General features: G+C 46.4%; 20 protein-coding genes and 1 tRNA gene. 4 read left to right on the top strand and 17 right to left on the bottom strand.

Annotated elements, in window-relative coordinates:
• Positions 1-23: 23 nt before the first annotated feature.
• From ACHZCX_RS10750 to ACHZCX_RS10790, 9 genes are all read right to left on the bottom strand, one after another.
• Positions 24-500, bottom strand: a complete 477-nt coding sequence (locus ACHZCX_RS10750) for a putative sensor domain DACNV-containing protein (protein ID WP_324292483.1) — start codon at positions 498-500, stop codon at positions 24-26.
• Positions 501-1,323: 823 nt separating this feature from the next.
• Positions 1,324-2,121, bottom strand: coding sequence for a hypothetical protein (locus tag ACHZCX_RS10755; RefSeq protein WP_319587232.1), 798 nt, complete (start codon positions 2,119-2,121; stop codon positions 1,324-1,326).
• An 84-nt stretch (positions 2,122-2,205) separates the two neighbouring features.
• Complete coding sequence (locus tag ACHZCX_RS10760; RefSeq protein WP_319587233.1) at positions 2,206-2,727, bottom strand: hypothetical protein; 522 nt, start codon at positions 2,725-2,727, stop codon at positions 2,206-2,208.
• A 69-nt stretch (positions 2,728-2,796) separates the two neighbouring features.
• A complete protein-coding gene (locus tag ACHZCX_RS10765; RefSeq protein ID WP_319587234.1) occupies positions 2,797-3,342 on the bottom strand; it encodes a hypothetical protein in 546 nt (181 codons plus the stop codon).
• Between the two features lie 1,412 nt (positions 3,343-4,754).
• The gene (locus ACHZCX_RS10770) at positions 4,755-5,696 is read right to left on the bottom strand and encodes an IS3 family transposase (RefSeq protein WP_319585350.1); all 942 of its coding nucleotides are present in this window, start codon (positions 5,694-5,696) and stop codon (positions 4,755-4,757) included.
• A 74-nt stretch (positions 5,697-5,770) separates the two neighbouring features.
• Positions 5,771-6,097, bottom strand: coding sequence for a transposase (locus tag ACHZCX_RS10775; RefSeq protein WP_319585208.1), 327 nt, complete (start codon positions 6,095-6,097; stop codon positions 5,771-5,773).
• A gap of 29 nt (positions 6,098-6,126) precedes the next feature.
• Positions 6,127-8,310, bottom strand: coding sequence for a VapE domain-containing protein (locus ACHZCX_RS10780; protein WP_319587235.1), 2,184 nt, complete (start codon positions 8,308-8,310; stop codon positions 6,127-6,129).
• An 840-nt stretch (positions 8,311-9,150) separates the two neighbouring features.
• Complete coding sequence (locus ACHZCX_RS10785) at positions 9,151-9,393, bottom strand: hypothetical protein (RefSeq protein ID WP_319587237.1); 243 nt, start codon at positions 9,391-9,393, stop codon at positions 9,151-9,153.
• A gap of 260 nt (positions 9,394-9,653) precedes the next feature.
• Positions 9,654-10,364: a transporter gene (locus tag ACHZCX_RS10790; protein ID WP_319587238.1), complete on the bottom strand. Its 711-nt coding sequence runs from the start codon at positions 10,362-10,364 to the stop codon at positions 9,654-9,656.
• On the opposite strand from ACHZCX_RS10790, the gene ACHZCX_RS10795 reads away from it, so the two are divergent.
• Positions 10,358-11,505, top strand: a protein-coding gene (locus tag ACHZCX_RS10795; protein ID WP_319585211.1) for an IS3 family transposase whose coding sequence is annotated in 2 segments (ribosomal slippage) — positions 10,358-10,616 and positions 10,616-11,505 — 1,149 coding nt in all. Because the reading frame shifts where the segments join, the coding sequence is not laid out codon by codon here. The genes ACHZCX_RS10790 and ACHZCX_RS10795 overlap by 7 nt on opposite strands.
• 44 nt (positions 11,506-11,549) lie before the next feature.
• On the opposite strand, the gene ACHZCX_RS10800 is transcribed toward ACHZCX_RS10795, so the two are convergent.
• The 5 genes from ACHZCX_RS10800 to ACHZCX_RS10820 all read right to left on the bottom strand — a co-directional run bounded on the left by ACHZCX_RS10800 (position 11,550) and on the right by ACHZCX_RS10820 (position 15,763).
• Positions 11,550-11,822 carry a hypothetical protein gene (locus ACHZCX_RS10800; RefSeq protein WP_319587239.1) on the bottom strand — a complete coding sequence of 91 codons (273 nt, stop codon included), beginning with the start codon at positions 11,820-11,822 and terminating at the stop codon, positions 11,550-11,552.
• A 144-nt stretch (positions 11,823-11,966) separates the two neighbouring features.
• On the bottom strand, positions 11,967-13,004 hold the full coding sequence (locus ACHZCX_RS10805; RefSeq protein WP_394708786.1) for an energy-coupling factor ABC transporter permease: 1,038 nt from the start codon (positions 13,002-13,004) through the stop codon (positions 11,967-11,969).
• Between the two features lie 237 nt (positions 13,005-13,241).
• On the bottom strand, positions 13,242-13,454 hold the full coding sequence (locus tag ACHZCX_RS10810; RefSeq protein WP_319587241.1) for a hypothetical protein: 213 nt from the start codon (positions 13,452-13,454) through the stop codon (positions 13,242-13,244).
• A gap of 414 nt (positions 13,455-13,868) precedes the next feature.
• Entirely contained in the window at positions 13,869-15,059 is a 1,191-nt protein-coding gene (locus ACHZCX_RS10815) for a tyrosine-type recombinase/integrase (RefSeq protein WP_319587242.1), read from the bottom strand.
• 92 nt (positions 15,060-15,151) lie between these two features.
• Complete coding sequence (locus ACHZCX_RS10820; protein WP_319587243.1) at positions 15,152-15,763, bottom strand: hypothetical protein; 612 nt, start codon at positions 15,761-15,763, stop codon at positions 15,152-15,154.
• A 639-nt stretch (positions 15,764-16,402) separates the two neighbouring features.
• Between ACHZCX_RS10820 and ACHZCX_RS10825 the strand changes: the two genes are divergently transcribed.
• Positions 16,403-16,903: a lipocalin-like domain-containing protein gene (locus ACHZCX_RS10825; RefSeq protein WP_319587244.1), complete on the top strand. Its 501-nt coding sequence runs from the start codon at positions 16,403-16,405 to the stop codon at positions 16,901-16,903.
• Positions 16,904-17,183: 280 nt separating this feature from the next.
• Here ACHZCX_RS10825 and ACHZCX_RS10830 read toward each other — a convergent pair whose 3' ends face one another.
• Positions 17,184-18,413, bottom strand: coding sequence for an ISL3 family transposase (locus tag ACHZCX_RS10830; RefSeq protein WP_319585207.1), 1,230 nt, complete (start codon positions 18,411-18,413; stop codon positions 17,184-17,186).
• 212 nt (positions 18,414-18,625) lie between these two features.
• Between ACHZCX_RS10830 and ACHZCX_RS10835 the strand changes: the two genes are divergently transcribed.
• The gene (locus tag ACHZCX_RS10835; RefSeq protein WP_319587245.1) at positions 18,626-18,910 is read left to right on the top strand and encodes a protease inhibitor I42 family protein; all 285 of its coding nucleotides are present in this window, start codon (positions 18,626-18,628) and stop codon (positions 18,908-18,910) included.
• Between the two features lie 23 nt (positions 18,911-18,933).
• Positions 18,934-20,424 carry a C1 family peptidase gene (locus tag ACHZCX_RS10840; RefSeq protein WP_319587246.1) on the top strand — a complete coding sequence of 497 codons (1,491 nt, stop codon included), beginning with the start codon at positions 18,934-18,936 and terminating at the stop codon, positions 20,422-20,424.
• A 428-nt stretch (positions 20,425-20,852) separates the two neighbouring features.
• Here the strand turns inward: ACHZCX_RS10840 and ACHZCX_RS10845 are convergent.
• Both ACHZCX_RS10845 and ACHZCX_RS10850 read right to left on the bottom strand, forming a co-directional pair.
• A tRNA-Phe gene (locus ACHZCX_RS10845) sits at positions 20,853-20,928 on the bottom strand.
• 58 nt (positions 20,929-20,986) lie between these two features.
• Positions 20,987-21,742: a hypothetical protein gene (locus ACHZCX_RS10850; RefSeq protein ID WP_319587247.1), complete on the bottom strand. Its 756-nt coding sequence runs from the start codon at positions 21,740-21,742 to the stop codon at positions 20,987-20,989.
• Positions 21,743-22,125: the final 383 nt, after the last annotated feature.

Here is a 22,125-nt window from a genome sequence, read left to right on the forward strand (position 1 = left end):
TTGTACCCAACGGGGCAAATAGTTCATTTTGCAAGAGGCTCAGTACTTCTTATTAATTTGTTTATTTTAAGCTCAGCTATTTTTTCATAATGAATGTATGCAACGATTGTACCTTGACCATCTATGCTTGCTTGAAAAATTCCTGGTCTTTCAGGTCTCGTTTCTGATTCAAAATTAACATAATCGTTGTAACGATCACCTTGATCTATCAGGCCAAATATCATGATTTGATCATCGTCATTGTGATTTATTGCTATAGATGAAGATCTTGGATCAGAAGCCTTTGCTAATTTAATAACATTCGAAATAGTAAATTGTATTTGTTTATCAAATTTCACAAATCCCCATCGATCTGCGACATTTTTTGTAGGACGAGATAATTCGGGGTTATTTGATTCGAGATACACAATGTTAAATATAATTTTTTGAGATTCTTCGGTTTTGATGCTCGCAAAATACATAATTTCGAACAAATTAATTAAAAGCTCCTCGGAAAACACAGGATACTTTTTTTAATTTCTGAAAAAACTAACGAAGCTAGATCTTTAGGGTATTGGACTTGTGCCATAATCTGACAGGCTCATTAAGGTAAAATTTACGAGAAATATTTGGATATATAGCTATATAGCTGTATAAATGCTGTTTCGGTCAAGCCTAAAATCAAACATAACAATTATTCAAAATTGTTTCTTTTGTACCATACGGGGTCGACCTGTACAATATTTTGAATTTATTAGAATTAATGAGGAGCTCTGCCGTGCCACTTTGTGGCTACAGGGAATTGCACCAAGAGCGCTCTCCATAGTTTTGGGGCGAGTTTGATGCCCAACCATAAGCATATAACCAACATCGAATGCGCTGAAAATAAAGATGCGATTTCCAAAGGAACCGTCATGATAACTGGAAGGGGGCACATTGAATCTTTCGAGTGGAAAAGAGACCAAAATGGGCCGCAAATGGACAGAAAGTGACTGCTGGAGGTTAGCGCTAACGAAAAAGCACCTAACTCAAAGAGCTAAGTGCTTGATAGTGTGGTACGCCAGGCAGGATTCGAACCTGCGACCTACGGCTTAGAAGTCTGAAATGGGGGCGAGAAGCAGTTTACTGACCGGCTACTGATCAAATAAAAAAGGGGTCACAGCCAAAAAGCTGTAACCCCTTTAATTTATTGGTGCCGAGACCAGGATCTGAACCAGGGACACACGGATTTTCAGTCCTACTCAACGTCCCGAATGAACCATCTCGATGCGCAGGTTTGAAGCGGCATGGGTTGGTACTGTAAGGGATGGACACAGTATCTCTTCATTATAGTGGTTAGCAGATTTATCTGGGAGGCAAAACTTCATAGCAAAAAGTAACAGTGTCATCGATCTTTCCATGGCAGATATCCCATGTTGCGTGAAAATCTCGTGGACTTCTGACAAGAAATTCAACCCACATATTCTTGCCTACATGGTTATTTTTTATTGTTAAGTCAAAATCGCCAATATTGCTCCACACAACTTCGCCTTCTCTGTCCTTTGGCGAAAATGTGTATTCCAAATCATCTCCCAATGGGTCCGTTGCAGACACTTTAAATTGAAGATAGTCACCAGGCCTGAGTATGCTGCCTGTTGATATCATTTTATGCTCACCTATTGACCAAGTGTTGCCAAGGTTATCCTGGATGCATTCAAACCTTGGATAAAATGAATTGCCAGTTTCCATCTTGCTAAAATACCCAGTTATGTCTGACTTTATTTTTCCACTTATACCTATCGCCAAGTGCTTTTGGTAGGGGAGTAACTCTCGACGATGAGCTTCAGGATTTCTGATTTCATTTAATAAATCTAATAGGACTTCAATCTCTTTTAATTTACCGAATACTTCTGAAAGTCCATTGGCCCAATTTTTTTTTAGAATTGTTTTAAGATCGTAGAAATCAGCATAATAAATCAATCGAGGATCACAATGCCCCAATTTTTTTTCATCTAACAGCCTGCGTTCATCCCATTGCGATATTCGATCCATTGTGACACCACATGACCGACACCACTCAACTCCGATTTGTTTTGATAAAACAAAGTTGAATAGATCCCTGAGAGAATTTTCCGTGCTTTTGAGTGAATCTGAAATGTCCATGCGAATGTCTTGACTGCTAACGACCGGCTTCACGCACGGCGGAATTTTGCCGTCGATTTGAAAGCCGTGGTTGGACCAGTGAATTTACCATAACGCTCCACTCAACTCTTGTGACGCTGACGTAGATTCGCCCTGCCTTGCATTGAAAATTCCCTTTACATGGAGTTTTCTTAGGAACATAGTCTCCCTGGTGTTGATGAGGGCAGGATTCTTCACTAAGGCATTAGCTATCAACCAACGCTCCAAAAACGTTACAGATGATAGACCCTTAGACGCAGGTTTTCTCCGCAGTTTACCATTTGGAGTTCTTGCCGGTATCACGAAGATGAGAGGCGTACCTTTTTCATCAAGTACTTTGTTGTACTTCGTGATGTTCTCGGCATTTAAAGCCTCCTTACACATGGGAAGACGGCAGGCTTGTCCTACATACCAAGGGATGATCCCACCGCCAGTTCTCTTTGCAAAAACGTAGCAGCCACACGATTCCGAGAGACCTTCCTCCCACTCTTCCATGTCATTTCCTAGACATTTCAGCGATTCCTTTGTAATGATTTTCTTATTTCCATGTCGAGTAATCTTGAATGGACCGGATACGTCAAAGTACATTGCCCCTCCAATTAAAAAAATGATTCTAATAAGTCCAAAGCCAATGGTACCCGGCGAAGGCCACTGAGTTTAGGCGCGATTAGCGCAACTCTGCTCCCCGACGTCTGGTTGTCCCGATTGGTCAGCGCCTTTTTCATATATGTTTTTGTATGGTCTGAAATCTAAGCCGTGTTGCTTTTCCTTTACCAGGCATTCATACAATTGAAAATGGGTGGCTCCAATTGGAATGCCGGTCTTCGCTGTCAGAGATTCGAGAGTCCCAAAATAAATAGAATAGATGTCATCAAAGATAGAAATTGCCAGCCATGCTGCCTTTGCATTAAACTGTAATTCCGCTTTTTTGGCCTTAATAATGCAGTTACTTCCCAAATTGTATCGGCTGTTCAATCGACCAGTTCTTTCATATCTGTTTCTTGCCTTTACACTTATGACGTATTTTTCGTTTTCCCTTTCTGCGTACAAATCAGCATAAGGAAAGTTACGTTTATTATCATTCAAGTTTTTAATGTTGTTAAATCCGTTATCAACTAAAGCCTTGATGGCTAAGAGTTCACCCAATGCACCAAGCGATTTCGCTCTTAATGCCGTGTGTTGATTTAACTTAATTTGTCTCATAATTTATTCGTCGGACTATTGTTCGATAGGTCAAAAACTTCACTGATATAACTTGGCGGTTGCAAAAGAGCACGTTTGACGACCTCTGATACTGACTCCTGAGTAATTTTTTTATTTTTGCAGTATGTTGAATTAACCCAATCACCCAACAACTTGGAGCCCTTGCTGGCATTACAAGAGACACAACAAAGTGCTATATTTTCTCTTGTGATGATTCTTTCATCGTTGGTTATGTGTTCCCAAGATAATTTTGATTTTCTAGTGCCACACGATCCGAACTCGATGCCGCAATAAATGCAACGCGTATCCCGTAAGATAACTTCTCTTTCCAACCAGTCAGGTATGTTCCATCTATTCATAGTCACCAGTAGTCCGTTTTGTTAAACCCAACAGCTGTGTTAGGCCAAATATCGCAGAGAATAACTGGTCAGGAAATTAATGGTGAGGTATGCGGCAAGCGGTCCCGGTCAATACAAGGCATCCTTGTATTTGTTAATGTGAACCCCTGCCCTGCGTCAAGGACTTTATCCGAGACGCCCCCGCCGACTTCTCTCCCGCAATATCCTCAGCATTGTCCTCATTTGCGACTTGCTCCCGTGTCCAGCGCCCAAAGTGCCCTTTTCCGTCAGCGCGGACGTTACTTGCTGGCAAGGTGCATTTTCGTCTCTTTATTGAGACAATACTGTGTCTGGTCGCCGCAAATTGCTCCAAAGCAGACGTGGCATTTAGCAACCGATTGATAATCATGGAGCGTGCGATTTTCATTTTCAGATGCCGACCCTAAATACGTCTTTTTTTATATATTATAAAAACGTTACTAGCACCTCTCTCCCTTAATTTAACGGTTTTTCGACCCGGACCGAAGGCGGTGACTCGGCTGCCGGTTTTGGCAGGGCGACTCCAGAGGTGGGCAGATTGCCTCTCTATGCCGTTTTTTCGGGGTGGCCATGGCCTGGGTATGCGTCGGGGCGGTTTTGCGGCAGCGGACCAATAGGGCACCAGTGGGAAGTCGCGTCTCCGGGCCGGGGACTGCTACCGATTTTCGGGGGGCAGGAGGGGGAGCAAGCGTGTCAACTTGTGTATGCAGGGTTCCCTTTTGAGGCTCGGCGATGGCCGGATTAGGTGGCGGGAGGGGGAAGCAGTTTTTTCGGCAACCTCTGATGGCGGCCTCCGAAAATCGACGCGGTTCGCATCTGAAGCTACCACTAAAATTTCCCGTTTCTGCCTCCCCCTCCATCCCCCTTAAATAAACTAGTCGAAAAATATCGAATTTTAGCTGCGGGTACGGGTGGTAGCATCAGGGGGAGCGATGGATTGCCCCCCCCTGACGGAATTTAATTAATATTTATTATCATCTTCATCGATCGATGTAATGGGGCCAGAACTGTTCCGCCTCAGTTGGAAATGGACATTCAAGCTGTTTGCATTAAGGGGTTATGGGGAGCCGTATTATCTCCCCTTGGGGTGATTGGCCCGTAGGCACGAAGTCGTTTTTTCTTTCTCAGTTCCCGGGCTTTTTCCAGTTTTTTGTCTCGCTCTTTGAATATTTCCTGTTCTCTGCCGTTCAATTTGTCCATCGGCGCGATATATCCGATGGCGCTGTGCAACCTGACGTTGTTGTAGTGATGGATAAACCCTTCAACCATTCTTCGGGCATCGTCAAGGGAAAGCGGGACACCGGGACGAATACATTCCCCCTTGATGGTTGCGTGGAACCGTTCCAATTTGCCGTTGGACTGCGGATAATATGGCGATGTCCGCACATGCGTCATTCCCGAGATACGGATGAATTCTTTGAAATCCTTGGCAATAAATTGTGGCCCGTTATCTGAAATGATCCTTGGCCGGGCTTCGGGAAAGTGCTCCTTGGCGCGTTGCAGGATGATCTCCACATCCATTTCCGTCATCTGTTCCCTGATCTCCCAGTGGACAATGAAACGACTGCATCCATCGAGAATGCTGCACAAATAATAAAATGTGCCGCAGATGTTGATATAAGAAATGTCCACATGCCAATGGTCATGGGGCCTGAGCGGTTGCACAAAGCCGGTGCCCTTGAGGCTTTTCTTCCGGTTCCATTTCTGCAGCAACCCTGCCTGGCCTAGAACTCGCCAGGTGCTGCTGGGGCTGACGGCAACGATGTCCTGATCCAGTAGCATAAACGTCAACCGCCGATACCCCTCAAGGGGATTGTTGACAGCAAAATTGACGATCGCTGCCCGTTCCCAAGGTTCAAGCCAGAAATCCCGGGGGATCAGCCCATTATGTTCGTTGGCCTTGCCGTACCGCTTGATCCATGCATAAAACTTGCTCCTGGAAACGGCCAGCCAAGCGATGATCTCTTGCAGGGCCACTTCAGCTTTCTTGCTCCAATGCTTGCTGAAATCAACAACGGTATCACGTGTATCATGAGGAACCCAGCTACCATTCAGAGCTCCCCAAGTTCTTTTTTTAACTGGATATGCTCCTCCAGCAACTCGGAAAGAACTTCATGTTTCCGACGCAATTTATCTTCAAGCTGATGGATTCGTTGTTCTTGTACCTTCTTGGAGTCTTTGTTTTCTAGGGCAAAAGCAGCAGCTCCCTTTTCGAAAAACTGCTTTTGCCAACCGTAGAATGTATTCGGCTGCAGTTGGTATTCATCGCAGAGATCCGATACCGTTTCCCGGCCAACCAGGTGGCGCTTGAGGATGATTACCTTCTCTTCAGGGCTGTAGTTGTGACGTTTCTTTCGCATGGACTTTCCTCCGTTCATAATGGTTTATCATGAACAGCTCAAAAGTCCTATTCCCGTTGAACCAAGACAGAACTACGCTTGAGAGGAGTACGCCATTTATATATCCCCCTGTTTTTCTTGGGTTCACCCAAAAGTTCACGCAATATACCCGTGCATTCTTTGCATTGTGGATTGGTAGGCCTGTCATATTTAATCATATTCAACACCTCGATCGCCGACATCGCCGGATTATCATCTTTGCGGATGAGCCCTAGATCGAGTTTATCCAATAGAAGCTCACGGATCACGCTAATGCTTCGGTGCTCGCTATTGCAGGAGCTAAGGAGAGCCTCTTCCTCCTTGGTTAGCCACCATTCTGCACCATTGTGAAAGTCCACAGCCAGTTGAGCGAACACCTGCTGCATGTCGACACCATGCTTGTAATTGATTTCCTGCACCGGAATCGTCCACCAGCGGGAGTTGCCGGTACTATCTACCAGGAAGTCGGGTTGATTCACCGTAGCGATGAATACTGTTCGCCGTTGATACTCCGATTCTGTTCGGGCATATGGCCGCCGTATCTTATCGGAATTGCTAGTCAAGATTCCCTTCAACCGCGTAATGTCTTTTTTGAAGGAGCCTTCGAGTTCACCAATTTCCACAAGCCAATGGCAAATCGCGCCGATGATTGAATCCTTATTGCCGCCGTCCATGTGGTGGTCGACCTTCACCATCATATTGCACAACCCGAAGTCGGGGACTAACGACAAGACCCAACTGGTTTTGCCTATATTCTGTTCGCCTTGGAAGGTCAGCACTCCCCGAGTTTTGAATCCGCTGGGCATGAGAGCAGCCGCAACGGCACTCAAGAGCCACTTGCAGATCAAAGTATTCCTCAGCGCTATTGGATAGCCTTCCCGTACCGTGATGGTCTCACAGATATCGGATAATCGATCCTTTCCGTCCCAAGGTTTGCTTGCGATCCAGTCGGCAGCGGGATTGTACATATTTCTATCGGCCAACGCCTCCACAATCGCTGGAACTTGACCTGTTGCCATACCGTTCAATGCGACCAGGGTGATGATGTAAGTAATCATCACATTGTCCATATTATCAATGCTACCGACGTGATTTGGCATGGTTATCATCAGCTTCTTCTTGATGACATTGTACCGGACCGTCACACCATAGTAAGCCAGCAAAAATGCGATGTTGGGTATGGTTGCAGGTAATTGTTTTGAGTGAGGATGGGGTGCGTTCGGAAATTTTAACGGGTCGATCGGTTTTGCATTATCGAGGCTAAAGACCGGCTGCTTGCGTTGTTCCAGTTGATTACTCGGATTATTCGGTTCCTTGCATTTTGGTGCAGCACACAACAAAGCCGGGGTGTTTATGTCTTGGGTCGACTCGACAATAGGGTCGACTTCCTCAGGCTTACCCTGTGCTAAAGTATTATTTACCTCCTCCTGGGGGTTTGGGTCTATTGAAGGCGCGACCTCGGCGGTGTGCTCATCAATGGCATCTATAAACGATTGAGTTGCTACTACTAAATCGCCCTTATTCTCAGCGGTCTTTATCGAGAATGAGGTTCCCTTACTCGGTGGTAAAGCCACCAAAATTTCACCAGTTTTGATATTCAGGCGACTCTCTTTGCTGTGCGGTTTGACGGTGACACCAGGGGCAAGTTGGTAGAAGTGAAGCTCCCACTGGTCCATCTTGAACACAAAATTAGATACCATCCCAAATTTATTTTCAATATTTGTAAGCTTGACTATCGAGTCTAGGCCGATAGCCTCAATCACAATGAGGTCATCGCCAATTATGCAATATAGATCATGAGTGGAATTTTTTTTCCAGTGATCACAGATCGTACCCGGACTGAGGTTATCAACCCATCTCGCCATCTCCACTGCGGGCGTCGTGGTGCCGTGTAAAATCGGGACAATCTTAAATCCAAAACCGTACGCATGCATAGCAGCAGGTAACTTATCTTTTGCGGTACACCAATCACGGTCAGCTGAAGGTGATTTTTGAGGTTCATTAGAAAAGGTTTGGCCGGAGGTGACGTTATCCTGTGCAATGTCAATGGTGTCGATTTGAGCATCGCCCACGGAGGATTCAACCTCTTCCATCGCGGGGGATGGTTCTAGTATAGTGACTTCGTCCTGTGAGCCCTCCATAACGTTGGATATGATTTTGGGAGTGGGCGATGCTATCTGTGCCCAAAGTTTATTTTTATCAAGATGTTTCATAGTTACCTTTTTGTATTAAGTGTGGATTAACCAAAATTATTAACAAATACGTTTATTGACGAACGATGAGGATAGTGCTTTTTGGTTGAGGATACGCAACCGTCTGGAATTACTTATTTTTAACTATTTCATCGCGTTCGCCGATTAAGGATTGGTTAATAATTATTTTAACTGAACTGGTTCCGCACTTGCGGGAGGCAACGGCTAAACTCGCCCCTTTTCGAGTGATCTCTGCTGTCTAAACCTAGGCTATATGCCCGGATTTACGGCAGCATTTAGGCAAAAAAAAAGCTATTCCAACGCAAAAGTCCTAGGGCTCAATATAAAATCTGAGCTCTAATTGGCCACTTGGCGCGTAGAATAGCTTTCTGATGTGCTAAAGCACAATGCTGATGGGTAACAACTAAACCACTTCCTATTTCGAGTCAATGCTATTTTTCCAGGTAGAGGTCGGCAACGAAAATAAAACTGGGCGGCATGCTCGCCCATGAGCAGCCTTCGGGGTTTCGGGGTTTCTGCCTCCCCCTCCATCCCCCCCCCCCACACACACCACGATGCAACCGCCAGAAAACGATTTTTCCTGGAAATCATGGGTGGGCGCAGGTGGAGGCGGCTTTTCGGAAAACTCCGGCAGTGTCCCTTGAGGATCGGTTCAGTTTCAGGTGGCGTCCAAAGATTTCGCCTTTTATGCCGCCCCCTCCCTCCCCCCTTCAGGCGTGCTCAGTCGATGGCGCAGAATAAAAAATCCTGCACAAATGGTACTGTTCAGCCACTGCCTGGACGGCTACCTGCATGGACAACGCACCGAATTTGATGACGATTGCCTGTGAAAGAAAAAGGCTATAGGTTGCGGGTGATCTCCCAGGCATCGAGCCCTTCGTCGAGGTAGTCGCGGATGTCGAGGCTGTGGTCAATAGCGGCCTTTATCTCCTCCTTTGCCTGCTCGATTTCTTCCACGGTCAACGAGAGCGCTTCCTTGCCCATACGCTTGACTATGGCGGAGAGGACGGTCTCCATGGTTAGCGCGTAGACAATCTCAGAAGGGTTTAGGGACAGGTGACGGGCTAGCTCTTGGTGTTGCATGGTGGTCTCCTTGGAATAAAAAAAAAGCCCCAGTGACCGTGATGGCCAAAGGGGCTGATGATGGGGGCGGCTGAAGGGATTTCAGCCTATTTCATATAAGATGGCGAGTTATCCTCAAGCGGAAAAAAGTGGGGTCTATGATATGTGGACTAAAAGAAAACCCCTTGACCGGATGGCCAAAGGGCTAGCAAGAAAATGTTGAGAGAAAGCCAGACAGAAAAAACAGGGGATTAAGAAAAATCCATGCCTTTATTCTTTTTTCAGAAAGCTAGTTTGACGGCAACGGACATAGTTGTTTCCTTATCATTATTTCGACCCCACAAACCCTGCTGTACGCCCAAGTTCACACGAAGCCGTTCATTGATAGGCATCACAAGACCAGCAGTTATCGCTAAAACTTGTGAATCCTTTTCATCCGAAAGTAAATCGTGACCGTAATTCAGTTCGAGCTCCGGCTGCAGCCATGGGAGATATTGATACCCCAGTGCCACATCTGCATTAAAGGTACCCCGTGCATTCTCACGTTTGTCACCGAAAGGTAAAGAATAGCCAATATCAGCATTCGCGGTCCATTTTCCCCAATCCTTACTGGCGACCAATGTTTGGTTGAAACATGAAAACTCCTGGCTTGTCCCAGTTTCTTCTCTGCTTGAACTGCTTCCTGTGGCAAGAGTAAACCCCGCTATATAGGCAAGGGAAAGACTCTGTTCCTTGCTTTCAAAAAAACGATACCTGCCGCTTATTTCCAGATCGCCAAAATCATGACCATTTTGGGGGCCAAGTTCTGCATCATCTGGATCAAAATCATTGTCTTTATCCTTGACCCAGACATAACTTCCACCCGCAGCCACATCGAAATTTTCAATAACCCCGGCAGTAACGGTAAGCCCTAAGGTGAAGAGGTGCCGATTATTGAGACAGGTGTATAAGCAATGAACCAACCTATTTTGCAAGGAGAAGTTCAATGTCAAACCCACCTCATCGTCCACGTCACAGCGCAGAATTTAAGGCCACAGTAGCCCTGGCCGCACTGTCGGAGTCCAAGACTCTGGCTGAACTGGCTACTGAGTACCGGGTTCACCCGACCCAGATCACCCGCTGGAAGCAGGATCTGACCAAGAACGCTTCTGAGCTTTTTGGCAAGGGCAAGAAGAAAGAAGTCAACCATGAGGCCGAAGTGGCCGAGCTCCACCGTCAGATCGGCAAGCTCAAGGTTGAGAACGATTTTTTAGCCAATCTGCCCGGTCTGAACTTGGCCGGGCGCAGAAACAACAGGTGATCGCTATGGGACATCCTGAAGTTTCTGTTCAGCGTTGCTGCCAGCTTTTCGGACTGCCTCGTTCCAACTATTACCGCGGCCTTGGCTTCGGTCTACGTGTTGGTGATTTGGAACTGATGGCCCGGATAGACAAACTCTATATTGAGCACCCCTGGATGGGGAGCCGTTCCTTTGCTGATCACCTCACAACTCCCGAACTCGTGGTGGGAAGAGGTCGTGTCCGTCGCTTAATGCGGGTCATGGGCATCGAGTCTTTAGCTCCCAAGCCGGGCACCAGCAGGCGACAGCCGAAGCATCCGGTCTATCCCTATCTGCTCCGGGGAGTGACCATTGACAGGCCCGATCAGGTGTGGGCGACTGACATCACCTACATCCCTATGGCTCGGGGTTTCATGTACCTGATCGCGATCATGGATTGGGCCACCAGAAAGGTTCTCGCCTGGCGACTATCCAACACTCTGGACACCAGATTTTGCGTTGAGGCTTTGAAAGAGGCTCTCTTTAAATATGGCGCTCCTGAGATATTCAATACTGATCAGGGGTGCCAATTCACCAGCGAAGCGTTCACCTCAGTCCTCAAGGCCTGGAACGTCAAAATCAGCATGGACGGCAAAGGACGATTCAAGGACAATATCTTTATCGAGCGACTTTGGCGCACCCTGAAATACGAAAGGATCTACCTGAAGTCATACGAAACGGGAACTGAGCTTGTCAAGGATCTGACTTCCTGGTTCGGCTGGTATAATGAGAAAAGAAAACATTCGTCACTTGACAAGCAGACTCCAAATGAGGCTTATTCAAAACGAATCGAACAATTGAGCAAGGCAGCCTGAGGCCTGTAACTGTATAATAAAAGCAACATTGCTTATTTCACACCTCAGGATGTCTCACAAACCCCGACCACCTCAAAGGACTGTTCTCGTAAAAGGCCTCTGGTATGGGTATTTCCACTGTTGTTCCAAAAACGTTTGGAATGAAGGTATGTGTAGGAGGACTCAATCTCAAAATGTCCGGGATCGACAGGAGAGGCATCCGGCGTATTGATTTTGCCATGTTCCGGGCCAGCGTCTTCACCGGTTTCTTGTACAACGGCACTTGCCGAAGCAGCTTCCTCTGCATGCACTCCTGGCATCCAGGTTAACAGTCCCAATAATACAATCCCAACACAATTCCTGCGCCTAACCATTAGCAATACCCCCATTAATTTGTACGGTCGCAAGCATGAATTTTCTCTTTCACACAGCATAATTTGAGCCGCTGCTTTGAGGAGACATGCAGCAGCTAGAAAAACCGGCTACACCACTTGGCGGCGTTTCCTGAAAAAAAAGCCGATGGCGATTGCGAGGAGCAGAGTCAGGCCGCCGCCGACGAGACCTGATAAAGATGTGCCTTTATCTACAGCTGGCCAAGCAGGTGCCTTTTTTTCCTGAGCAGCTGGCTCGTGTTCGTTGGTCTGGAAAGAATAATCAGGTAGGAAGGCAGTCTTTTCCTGAATGCCGGCGAGAAAATGGTGAAGACCATCTTGCGGTGCCTCCAGTTTTTCCTGACCCGATGTTTTCTCCATCGACCATTCCAGGCCATCAGGAAACGATGAGGCAAACCAAGACAACACCCCTCCGGTGGCCACCGCTGCAAGAGCAAGGACTGTCAGTACGTTGGTGACGGACAGGTTTCCCAGCGGGCGCGAGGTGGCTGATAATTCAAGTATCTCTGGTCTGGCCTTCCAGACAAAGGTAACCACGGCTGTCGTGACCAAACCTTCAACCAGACCGATGGCAAGATGGATTGGCAGCATTGCCCAGAGAAACGCACTCAGGGGCAATTCCGAGATGCCGGAAAAGACCGTCTCGAGTACCACCGCCAGAGCTCCAAGTTGTAGGCCAACAATTCCGGCGAGTGTGGCACCGATGGCAATGCGCCTCGGGCTTGTCCGGTCTCCGGCGATGGGTTTGTAAATGAATGGATAGGCGATGAAGCAGGGAAAGACACCAAGATTAAAGATGTTGCATCCCAAGGCCAGCAAACCCCCATCGGCAAAGAACAGGGCCTGCACAGTGAGGACTGAGGCAATGGTCAGGAATGCAGCATAGGGGCCGAGCAATATTGCCAGAATCATACCTCCGCCAAGGTGCCCAGATGAGCCTGTGGCTGGAATGGTGAAATTGATCATCTGAGCGGCAAAGATAAAGGCGCCAAGAACACCCATCAGGGGAATTTTCCGGTCATCAAGATCCTGCTGTACTTTTTTAGCGCAGAAAGCGATGGTTCCAGCGGTGGCTGCCCACATAGTACCGCCCACAGCGGGGGAAAGAAGTGCGTCGGCCATATGCATAATTGCTTCTCCTTTGACAATGTCCGTAGAATTTTGTACCGCCGTAGAATAAGAGCTTGGCCGGAGTTAATAATACTAATTTCAATCCGGTAACATCTAGGCGTGTTACAAAACATATTTATGTGTGTCAAGTGGAGAGTGAGCCGATTTTCCAAAAAAGTAACACTGTTTGTTACACCTTTAAACCGTTGTTGCGTTACACCGGGGAGTGATTAGCTAGTAGAATAAACCCGAATTTCACCCCATCCATGCATCCAGCATCAAGGAGGAAATATGAAAGGCGATCATGAACACAAGCACGAGCATGAGCACGGTCATGAGCATAAACATGACCACGATCATACCCATGGTGAAACGACTCACAGTCACGAGCATGAGCACAAACACAGCCACGGCCACATGCACGAACATCAGCATGAGCATGATCATTCCGGGGAGCATGGAGCGCATCAGCACGAGCATCCTGGACATGAGAAGGAAGAGCACGGTCACAAGCACTGAGAGGGGGGGGGAAAATCACAAATGCATAGCACCCGCCCGAAGTCCAACAGGACTCCTGGGTACAATAGTGAAAAGGCGTAAAGGGGAAAACAACCTTTTAAGCCAAATAGTTATCGTCAATTTTAGGCGACCATACCGGCTTGCTGCACTAGTACCAGCTATACCAGCGGAGGTTTCCCGTCGTCCTCGCCGTAAAACTGAAAAGGTGAAAATCTGAGAATCTGCCAAAACTGCCGCCCTGGCCCCGCATCGCCCCCGCCAGAATTTCAGTTTTTCGCCCCCACCCCAGGTTTTCGCCCCGGCCTGCCGCCACGGACTCCCCCGCCGGATGCGCACCAGCAGGGGGATTTCTGTGAAAAATATTCACTCCAGAGCGTTCATGATCTCCCTGGCGGTGTTCTCCGTAGCCGTCTTGATTGCGACCTCGGAAACGTGGGCATATTTCTGAGTAGTCTTGTGATCAGCATGACCGAGCATCTTCTGGACTTCAAATAAACTGGCCCCTCCAGCCAGGCTCAGGGAGGCAAATGTATGGCGGAGATCGTGCAGCCGAAAGTTTCCAAGGCCTGCTTTCCTCTTCACCGCCTCGAACGTTTTATTAGGATTTGTCAAATGCATTCCGGGAACGCCGCCGGGGAACACATAAGGATTTCCTGGCAACCTGATTTCCTGGAGATCCTGCAAAACTGCCTGAGCCAGCGAATTGAGGCCTACGAACCTGGACTTATTGTTCTTGGCATTTTCCATTCGAATGCGGACCTGTTGGAAGTCCGGGGCAACATCTTCCCAACGGATCTGTACAACCTCACCCCGCCTCAGACCTGTGAAGAGGAGGAACTTGATCAACAGTGCAGAAATGTTTCCCGTGAAACCATCTAAGACACCCAACAACCGTTTTATTTCTTCCTTCGAGAGGTAGCGTTCTCGTCCAGTGCTCTCCTGGAATTTCTTAATCCTGCTACAAGGATTCTCGCCTTCATACGCTTCAAGTTCGATGGCCAATGAGAAGATCTTCGACATCAGCGACAAATGCCGGTTACTCGTTGCCCCGGAAGACCGCTTCTGAATCTTCATGATATTTTCTTGAACACCTCGCCTGGTGACGGCACTCAATTGGACGTTGCCGAACTCCGGTAGCCAGTCCAGTTTCAACATCCTATCGTCGTCCTTCCACGACTTCTTATGCGCTTTGGCCCATTTCAAATAATGCTCCTCCACAAAATTCCGGAAGGTAGGTGCTGATTTCCTCTTCAAACGTTCCTCCAGGGGATCTAATCCCTTTGAAATCATCCCCCGATAATTCCGAGCGATGCTCCTGACCTCTGGTAAGGGTAGGCAATCGAAGTCAGCGATCTTAATGACCCGTTTCCTACCGTTAAAGATATACCGGAGATGGAAGCTCTTCCTGCCGGTCTTCGACACAAATACTTTCAGACCCACAACCTCACTGTCCGTGTACTCCTGATCGGTCGAAGGCGAATTACGATCATGTATCGGCAATGATTTTATATTTTTGGAGGTAAACTGAAACCTCCGTATCTCTTTTTTGGGCATCTAAACACCTCCTCTCGATGAAAAGAAAGAGGGACCGCTGGAGGGTAAGTCCGTTGGCCCCTTCCCATAGTTGGTTGCCGGGGTGGAAACTGCTACTGCTCCCCCCGCTTTCCTGTCTCACTCCGGTAGTCCGGAACAGTTTTCAGATTCTCACCATCGGGCGGTTGGTCAGCGGGTTCTTTTTTGGTGTTCCCCTTCGCGGACCGCATCAGTTCGGCTCTCTTCTCGGCCTTCTGTTTTGCGGCGATGGCGATGTGATCGGTCAATCTGACGTTCTTTTCGTGCAGCGTTTTGATCCTGAGCAGGACCGGTTCCCAGTCCCCGTTGCTCAACATGACCGGTTTTCCCGGCAATACCACCAGGGCTTTCTCCGCTATAAGGATAGCAGCCAGGTATCCGTAATTGTTGCTAGATCGCCCAAAAAACAGGCTTTCCATCACCGTCGCCGAGAAGGATTTTTCTTGTCGATCCAACTGGGTGCGAATCTTCCCGAGATCGAGCCATTCGTTACTGAAGGCACCGCTACTGTCGTTGCCTGAGATGCGGACGTAGGACTCGCCGCTATCCTCATCGATGCCAATTTCATAGGATAGGTCTCCTTTGCCTCTGGCGGTTAACTTCGGACAGGTTCCCCGGAAGAGTATCCTGATAACTTTGATGGTTTTGTTCATGGCTGGTGCCGGTTTGGCGGAAGTCTTTTTCATGGTTTTCTCCTGAAATAAAAAAAGCCACGCAATAACAGGGCGCGATGCCGAGCTATCCGTGGCTGAAAGGGGCTTGTTACAAATGAGGGCGGTTTAGATTTGCCTGGCGAGTTGGACGGAATAGTAGACTGCCAGAAAGACAGCTACATAGGGGATTAGCACCATAAACATTGAGAATGCTATGACGAACATGGCGATTCGGGACACTAATTTGGTTCTCTGATTTTTGGTCACATTTATCCTCCCGAAGAGGTATCTGGGGTTGGTGCTGATTTACTCATGAATCTCCTCCTGTTGAAATAAAAAAAGCCATGAAATAACGAGGCACTATGCCCAGCTATCCATGGCTCTGCTGAAAGGTTATTTGAAACGGTTTTATTTACAGGATTTGACGAGAATCAATCCTACTTTGTGGTTGATGTTTTTTCGGTGGGTATTTTATGTATCCATACAATGTACAAATATACCCTATTGAAAATATAACTATATTTAAGCATACTAATTTTGAATAGTCTTCGTTTATATAAAAATAATCATTGTGATGGTAGTTGATGTTGTTATTTCAAAAACGGTTACAAGCATGGAACAATGAAAAGGAGAAACAATATGTAAAGTTATGTCAAAGGCCTGGTAGTAGCAGTGCAATTCCTTGCCATTCTTACTGTGGGTGTGATGTTCGGAAACTCAGACGTTTGGGCCAAAGAAAAAGTGGGGGGATTTGAGAAACAGATTCAAGGAACTTGGGTCATTGTCTCGCTTCAGGTTGAAAAAGATGGGGAAAAGATCGATGCGTTTGGCACCAATCCAAGAGGTTCCATGATTTTGACTCCAAATGGCCGTTTCTCGGTAATCCTAATGAATGCAAACCTTCCAAAGTTCGCCGCTAACAACCGGGTAAAAGGCACCACCGGGGAAAACCAAGCCGTAGCTCAAGGTTCACTTGCCTACTTTGGGAACTATAAAATATTGAGCGCAAAAGAACATATGGTGACCTTTAACATTGAGGGGAGCACTTTCCCTAACTGGGATGGCTTTGAACAAAAGTTGGTTATGACTGTCACCGGAGATGAGATGAAGGTCTTGAATCCCACCGCTGCCATTGGCGGTAAAGCCTATCCTGTATGGAAACGTTTCAAGTAGGGGGCAGGGCAACTGGCGGGCTGGTTATAACAGCCAATTTAATGGTATTGTAGATATTGAAAGAACAAGAGAACTAAAAGGCGTTAAAGGCAAAGATGTTTAACGGTAGTGGGGCACAAAGGACCGGCAAAGACAAAAAACAATGAAAAACTAAGACGGGAAAGGCATGGGTGAGAAAAGAAGAAAGGGCAGCCCAACAAGTGCGTGCAGGGGATCGGTTGCATTGCCAGCCGCTTCCCTGCTCCTCCTTACTTGCTGCTGGCAAATCCTATCTGGTTCCTCACATGAAACGGTGCATGAGCGGTATGGCCGGTAAGTTGCCCATACAGTGGTAGAGGTTGCAGATAAAGAGGTCAGCTGTTCTGAACCCATAGGCCTTGTGGCTGACGACTTTGGCTTTATTGTTGAGCCCTTCGACAGTGCCGTTGCTGATGGGCATGTGGAACCAGGTCAGGATGTTTTCTTCATGGCGTCGGACCATCCAGGCAAACTCGCGTAAGGGTTCCAGGCGAGAATGCGTTGCCCACCAAAACCACTGCTTCAAGTGCTTCCTGGCCCAGGTTTTTGTCTTATAGGACCATAAATCTCGAAAGCGCTCTTTGAGGAGATAGGCCCTGTTGATCTTCAGATTCATATGCTCAAGGCTGCTGAGTCTGATCCTTTGCTTCGGCGTAAGGTTCCAAGGATTCTTAAGCCAGATATACCGGCTGTCCTTCATGAGCTCCTTGTGTTCCTTTCCTTTTTCTCGGATCTCATCTCGCCGGACTTGATCAACCGCTTCCATCAGGTGGCGAACGATATGAAATTTATCAAAAACAAGAGTTGCCTGCGGAGCACATTCCTTGATCACCTCGACATAGGGCTTCCACATATCGCAACAGATGCCCTGGAGTTTGTTTGTCCGCTCTGGCCCGAGGTAGTTGAAAAAGCTGCGCAAGGTATCTTTGGTTCTTTCAACCCCGCTCCAGATCAAGGTTTTTGAGCGGAGATCGTACACATTGGTGAGGTAGACATGACCTTTTTTCCGCGAAATCTCATCAATACCAATATGCGTAATGCCGCTGAGATCGCGATGCTCCATGCCATATTTCACTACGCTTTTGACTGCTGTGGCAACCGTACCCCAGGCACAACTGAACAGTTTGGCGACAGAGTACCAGGGCAGCATCTCGGCCCATTTGGCCAGGTAGCAACTGTAGGCAAGAGTAAAGCGTTGCTTGCCCGTCACCCAGGGAAGTTTCTCCGTGCGGACGCCTCCACATCGAGAACAAGACACCCGACGAGGTACATATTTGACCCAGACAGGTATATTCCACAGAGGCACGTGGCGAAAGAATCGCACCTCTCGCCGATCCCGGTAGACGGCAGGATGTCCGCATGACCCGCATCGCACCCTGTGGCGGGCATCAGGACGAATTTCAGCGATTATTCCATCGGAGTCTTTGGTGACCGTATGTACTCGAAAACCTTGCAAATCAACCGTCTGTTTGATTATCTGTTCAACAAGCATGAGTTCCTCTGTAGATAGATTATTGGCTGACCGGCCTTTATCTACCTAAAAGAACTCATGCTTTTAAATTTGTTAAGCTGTTTTACGCACCGTTTCGTGCGGGGAACCTCCTATCTCCCCACCTCCTTACCTCCTCCTACTGACGCTTTCGTTGGGACACTATTGCAAATGCGCTTTCACAGTCTATTTGTATATGAAATGGATTGCTATTTATGGAAATTAGAAAGCTAGAGGTACAGGTTAATAAGGAATTTCTTATCGAATTTGAGTCTATCCCAAGTTCTGGATATGTGTGGTGCCTGGAAGGAGGCCTCGATGAAACATTTCATAATAACGCGAAAACTAAGAGCAAAACAAAGCAAATTGGAGGCAAGGCAATCCAAACATTTACATTTGTTGCCCTGCGCAGGGGTGACTATGAGTTGGTTTTTAGATTAAAAAGGCCTTGGGAAAAAGACATTTTAAATGAAAGGCGATTTCAAGTTCATGTTCAATAAATTTATTAATAAAGGGGGATATTATGCCACAAAATCTTAAGCTGTTACAGGTGAAGCTCAAGAATGTCAATGCAAGTTGGCAGGCTAAAACAACAAAACAAAGCAAACTTGATTTAGTCCAAAAAAAGGCTCTCCTTGGAGTTGTTCCCAACAATGCATTCCTGAATATGGCAAGCGCACAAACTGAAACTCCGAGAACCTTTGCCATAACCGCTTTACCCCAAAACGTCGATTGGCGAAATCATAACGGGGAAAATAAAGTGACTCCCGTGAAGGATCAAGGATTATGCGGCTCATGTGTTTCGTTTGCCACCACCGCTTTAATAGAATCAATGTGTCTAATTGAGCGCAATATTTCATTAGACTTATCGGAAGCTGATTTGCACTTTTGTTCAAGTCATGGAGCAAATTGCGAGGGATGGTTTCCAAGTGATGCATTGGACTCTGCAAAAAATAGAGGGGTTTGCGAGGAAATATATTTCCCTTATAACTCGGCTTTTGTATCAAAGTCCGGGGATGGATGGACAGCGCAATGTGTAGCAAATGTTGCAAGAAATTCTCATGTGACCAAGATTACCTCAAGTGATTGGTATAAAAAGAATTCTTCAAAGAAGAAACATCTGTTAAATTATGGCCCATTAATCGCATGTTTTAAGGTGTATGATGATTTTTTCTCTTATGGAGGAGGAGTATATCATAAAGTGGATGGACAATATATGGGTGATCATGCCGTACTGGTAATTGGTTATTCAGATATTGATACCTGTTGGATATGCAAAAACTCGTGGGGGAAATCATGGGGAGATAGCGGTTACTTTAAAATAAAATACGGTCAATGCGATATCGATTCAAATCCTTTTCACTCCGCAAAAGGTATTCTTTTGAATCTTTTAAATTGTCATGGATCGGTAGACAACAATTGCACTGCAAAGATTCTTGCTATTGATAAAGGTACCTTGTATTGGCTTGATCAAAATACTACCATATTAAACTATGGAAATGTTTTGAGTGGAACACTGAGATGTACTTGGGGGATTGACAATAATTGCAGTGCAAAGATTCTTGCTATTGACAATAGTACTTTTTATTGGGTTGATGAAAATAGCACTATATTAAACTATGGAAATGTAATAAACAGGCAACTCAGCTGCACTGGTTCAATTGATAACAATTGTACTGCCAAGCTTCTGGCTGTTGATAACGGCATGTTCTATTGGGTCGATGAAAACACTACTGTATTAAACCATGGGAAGGTTGTAAATGGAAAGTTAAGCTGCACTGGTTCAATTGATAACAATTGTACTGCCAAGCTTCTGGCTGTTGATAACGGCATGTTTTATTGGGTCGATGAAAACACTACTGTGTTAAACCATGGGAAGGTTGTAAATGGAAAGTTAAGCTGCACTGGTTCAATTGATAACAATTGTACTGCCAAGCTTCTGGCTGTTGATAACGGCATGTTTTATTGGGTCGATGAAAACACTACTGTATTAAACCAGGGGGACATAAGGTAGATCGTTTTGTCAAATATATAAATAAGAAAAACCGGTAAAAAGAATCGGCCCTGCTAGATGCCCTTTAAACGCTAGAAGGAAACCCGTTAAGTGCGGTGAGCTGTTATGCCCTGCTCTCGCTCCCTCTGACCGGAAGGAGACCGGGGTTATCAGGAAAAGGGTGCTACTGAGGAGAGGGCTAATCTAACCGGATTGGCAATACGACTGGTTATCGAATTGTCGGGTTGATTCTGGTGATACCTATTAACCGCAACAATCTATGAGAAACAGAAGGGGGAAGCTGCTTGGTTCTTTATCTTTATAGTGTGAATTCGGTACTTTGATCCTTTTAACTTTGTTCGGGACAAAAAAATCTGCACTCGGACCATAGAACGACCATAGACAAAAAAAGGGGTCACAGCCAAAAAGCTGTAACCCCTTTAATTTATTGGTGCCGAGACCAGGATTTGAACCAGGGACACACGGATTTTCAGTCCGTTGCTCTACCGACTGAGCTATCTCGGCACCCAAAGTTGAAGGCCTGTATACTTAGCAAAAAGACAGCTTTATTGTCAATATTTTTTTATTTTTTATTCTCGGCAAATAAATTTCCAAGATCGATATCGAATTTGTCCAAGGCGGTTCCTGTTTTCACCGAGGGTAAAAACCGTTTGCCAGCAACGCTACCACTTACCAGTTTGGCGGGGGTATCCAGGTCAAGTCCATTGAAGTTGAGATCTTCAAGACCCGATTGGATCTCGGAAGAGGTAGAGGGGGGGGGATGAGATTGCGATAAACTAGCGACAGGTTCCAAATCACTGAGTACCGGTTCTTCTGCAAACTGAATGGGTTCGGATTCTTCCTTGATCGGAGGAGCCAGGTCCGAGATATCGAGATCGCCAAAGTCCATAGAGGGTAATTGGGACTTCATGCCATCGGATTGTTCACCCAAATCAAGCGTGAATTCATCACGAGGAGAAATGTCTCCGATATCATTGAGTTCCATCACGAAATCTTCCTTGCCCCCGGGAAAATCTATTTCTTTTCGCTGCGGTTCCGGGTCAAATTCATGATCGAGTACGAATTCGGTTTCTTCACTTTCCCCGAGTTCAAAAGAATCATCGCTTTCAACCTGGCCCCTTGCTTCCATTCCCCTGGTCTTTTGAGATAATAGCGAGGGGGTGGATTCTTCCCTCGATGTTATTTTCAAAAATAATGGAGTTTCGGCATTATAAGTTGTTCCGTTGATCTCGGCACCAACATCGCCAATATATTTTTGACATTTCTTGCACGTTTCTAGGTGATCAAACGAAATATAGCCGCATTTAGGGCAACGCATAATCTTCGCCTTTTAAGAAAAATAGAGTTGAGCGGTTACGGGGTATATGGGACGACGGAACTCTGTTATCTCGATCATTATCGCACAACCGCCAAGATAAAATCAAGGCGTGAAAAAAAAATATCTCCAGATATTCAATTTCATAAAATATAAGCCTTGTTTTCGTAAATTTTTGTAACCATTCAAGATAATTGGCGACCAGTTATCCTTCCCAGCGCCCAACATGCGGGCAACAATCCTCTCCCATAACCAATGAAGTCAATCCTTCGCTTTGCTAACAGGTCAACTGTCCGGCAGGAAAAATCTTGCTCGAAAAGTCATCTTTTAAAAAATCTGTAACCCTTTCCCTTGATGAACGTTGACTAGATAGACAGTCGGCAGGC

It is taken from the genome of uncultured Desulfobulbus sp., assembly GCF_963662935.2.
GTDB lineage: Bacteria > Desulfobacterota > Desulfobulbia > Desulfobulbales > Desulfobulbaceae > Desulfobulbus.

Coding starts and splice junctions, on each gene's coding strand:
- ACHZCX_RS10755 (WP_319587232.1), bottom strand. CDS start 2,121: ATGGACATTTCAGATTCACTCAAAAGCACGGAAAATTCTCTCAGGGAT.
- ACHZCX_RS10760 (WP_319587233.1), bottom strand. CDS start 2,727: ATGTACTTTGACGTATCCGGTCCATTCAAGATTACTCGACATGGAAAT.
- ACHZCX_RS10765 (WP_319587234.1), bottom strand. CDS start 3,342: ATGAGACAAATTAAGTTAAATCAACACACGGCATTAAGAGCGAAATCG.
- ACHZCX_RS10775 (WP_319585208.1), bottom strand. CDS start 6,097: ATGAACGGAGGAAAGTCCATGCGAAAGAAACGTCACAACTACAGCCCT.
- ACHZCX_RS10780 (WP_319587235.1), bottom strand. CDS start 8,310: ATGAAACATCTTGATAAAAATAAACTTTGGGCACAGATAGCATCGCCC.
- ACHZCX_RS10785 (WP_319587237.1), bottom strand. CDS start 9,393: ATGCAACACCAAGAGCTAGCCCGTCACCTGTCCCTAAACCCTTCTGAG.
- ACHZCX_RS10805 (WP_394708786.1), bottom strand. CDS start 13,004: ATGCATATGGCCGACGCACTTCTTTCCCCCGCTGTGGGCGGTACTATG.
- ACHZCX_RS10810 (WP_319587241.1), bottom strand. CDS start 13,454: ATGCGCTCCATGCTCCCCGGAATGATCATGCTCATGCTGATGTTCGTG.
- ACHZCX_RS10815 (WP_319587242.1), bottom strand. CDS start 15,059: ATGCCCAAAAAAGAGATACGGAGGTTTCAGTTTACCTCCAAAAATATA.
- ACHZCX_RS10820 (WP_319587243.1), bottom strand. CDS start 15,763: ATGAAAAAGACTTCCGCCAAACCGGCACCAGCCATGAACAAAACCATC.
- ACHZCX_RS10830 (WP_319585207.1), bottom strand. CDS start 18,413: ATGCTTGTTGAACAGATAATCAAACAGACGGTTGATTTGCAAGGTTTT.
- ACHZCX_RS10835 (WP_319587245.1), top strand. CDS start 18,626: ATGGAAATTAGAAAGCTAGAGGTACAGGTTAATAAGGAATTTCTTATC.
- ACHZCX_RS10840 (WP_319587246.1), top strand. CDS start 18,934: ATGCCACAAAATCTTAAGCTGTTACAGGTGAAGCTCAAGAATGTCAAT.
- ACHZCX_RS10850 (WP_319587247.1), bottom strand. CDS start 21,742: ATGCGTTGCCCTAAATGCGGCTATATTTCGTTTGATCACCTAGAAACG.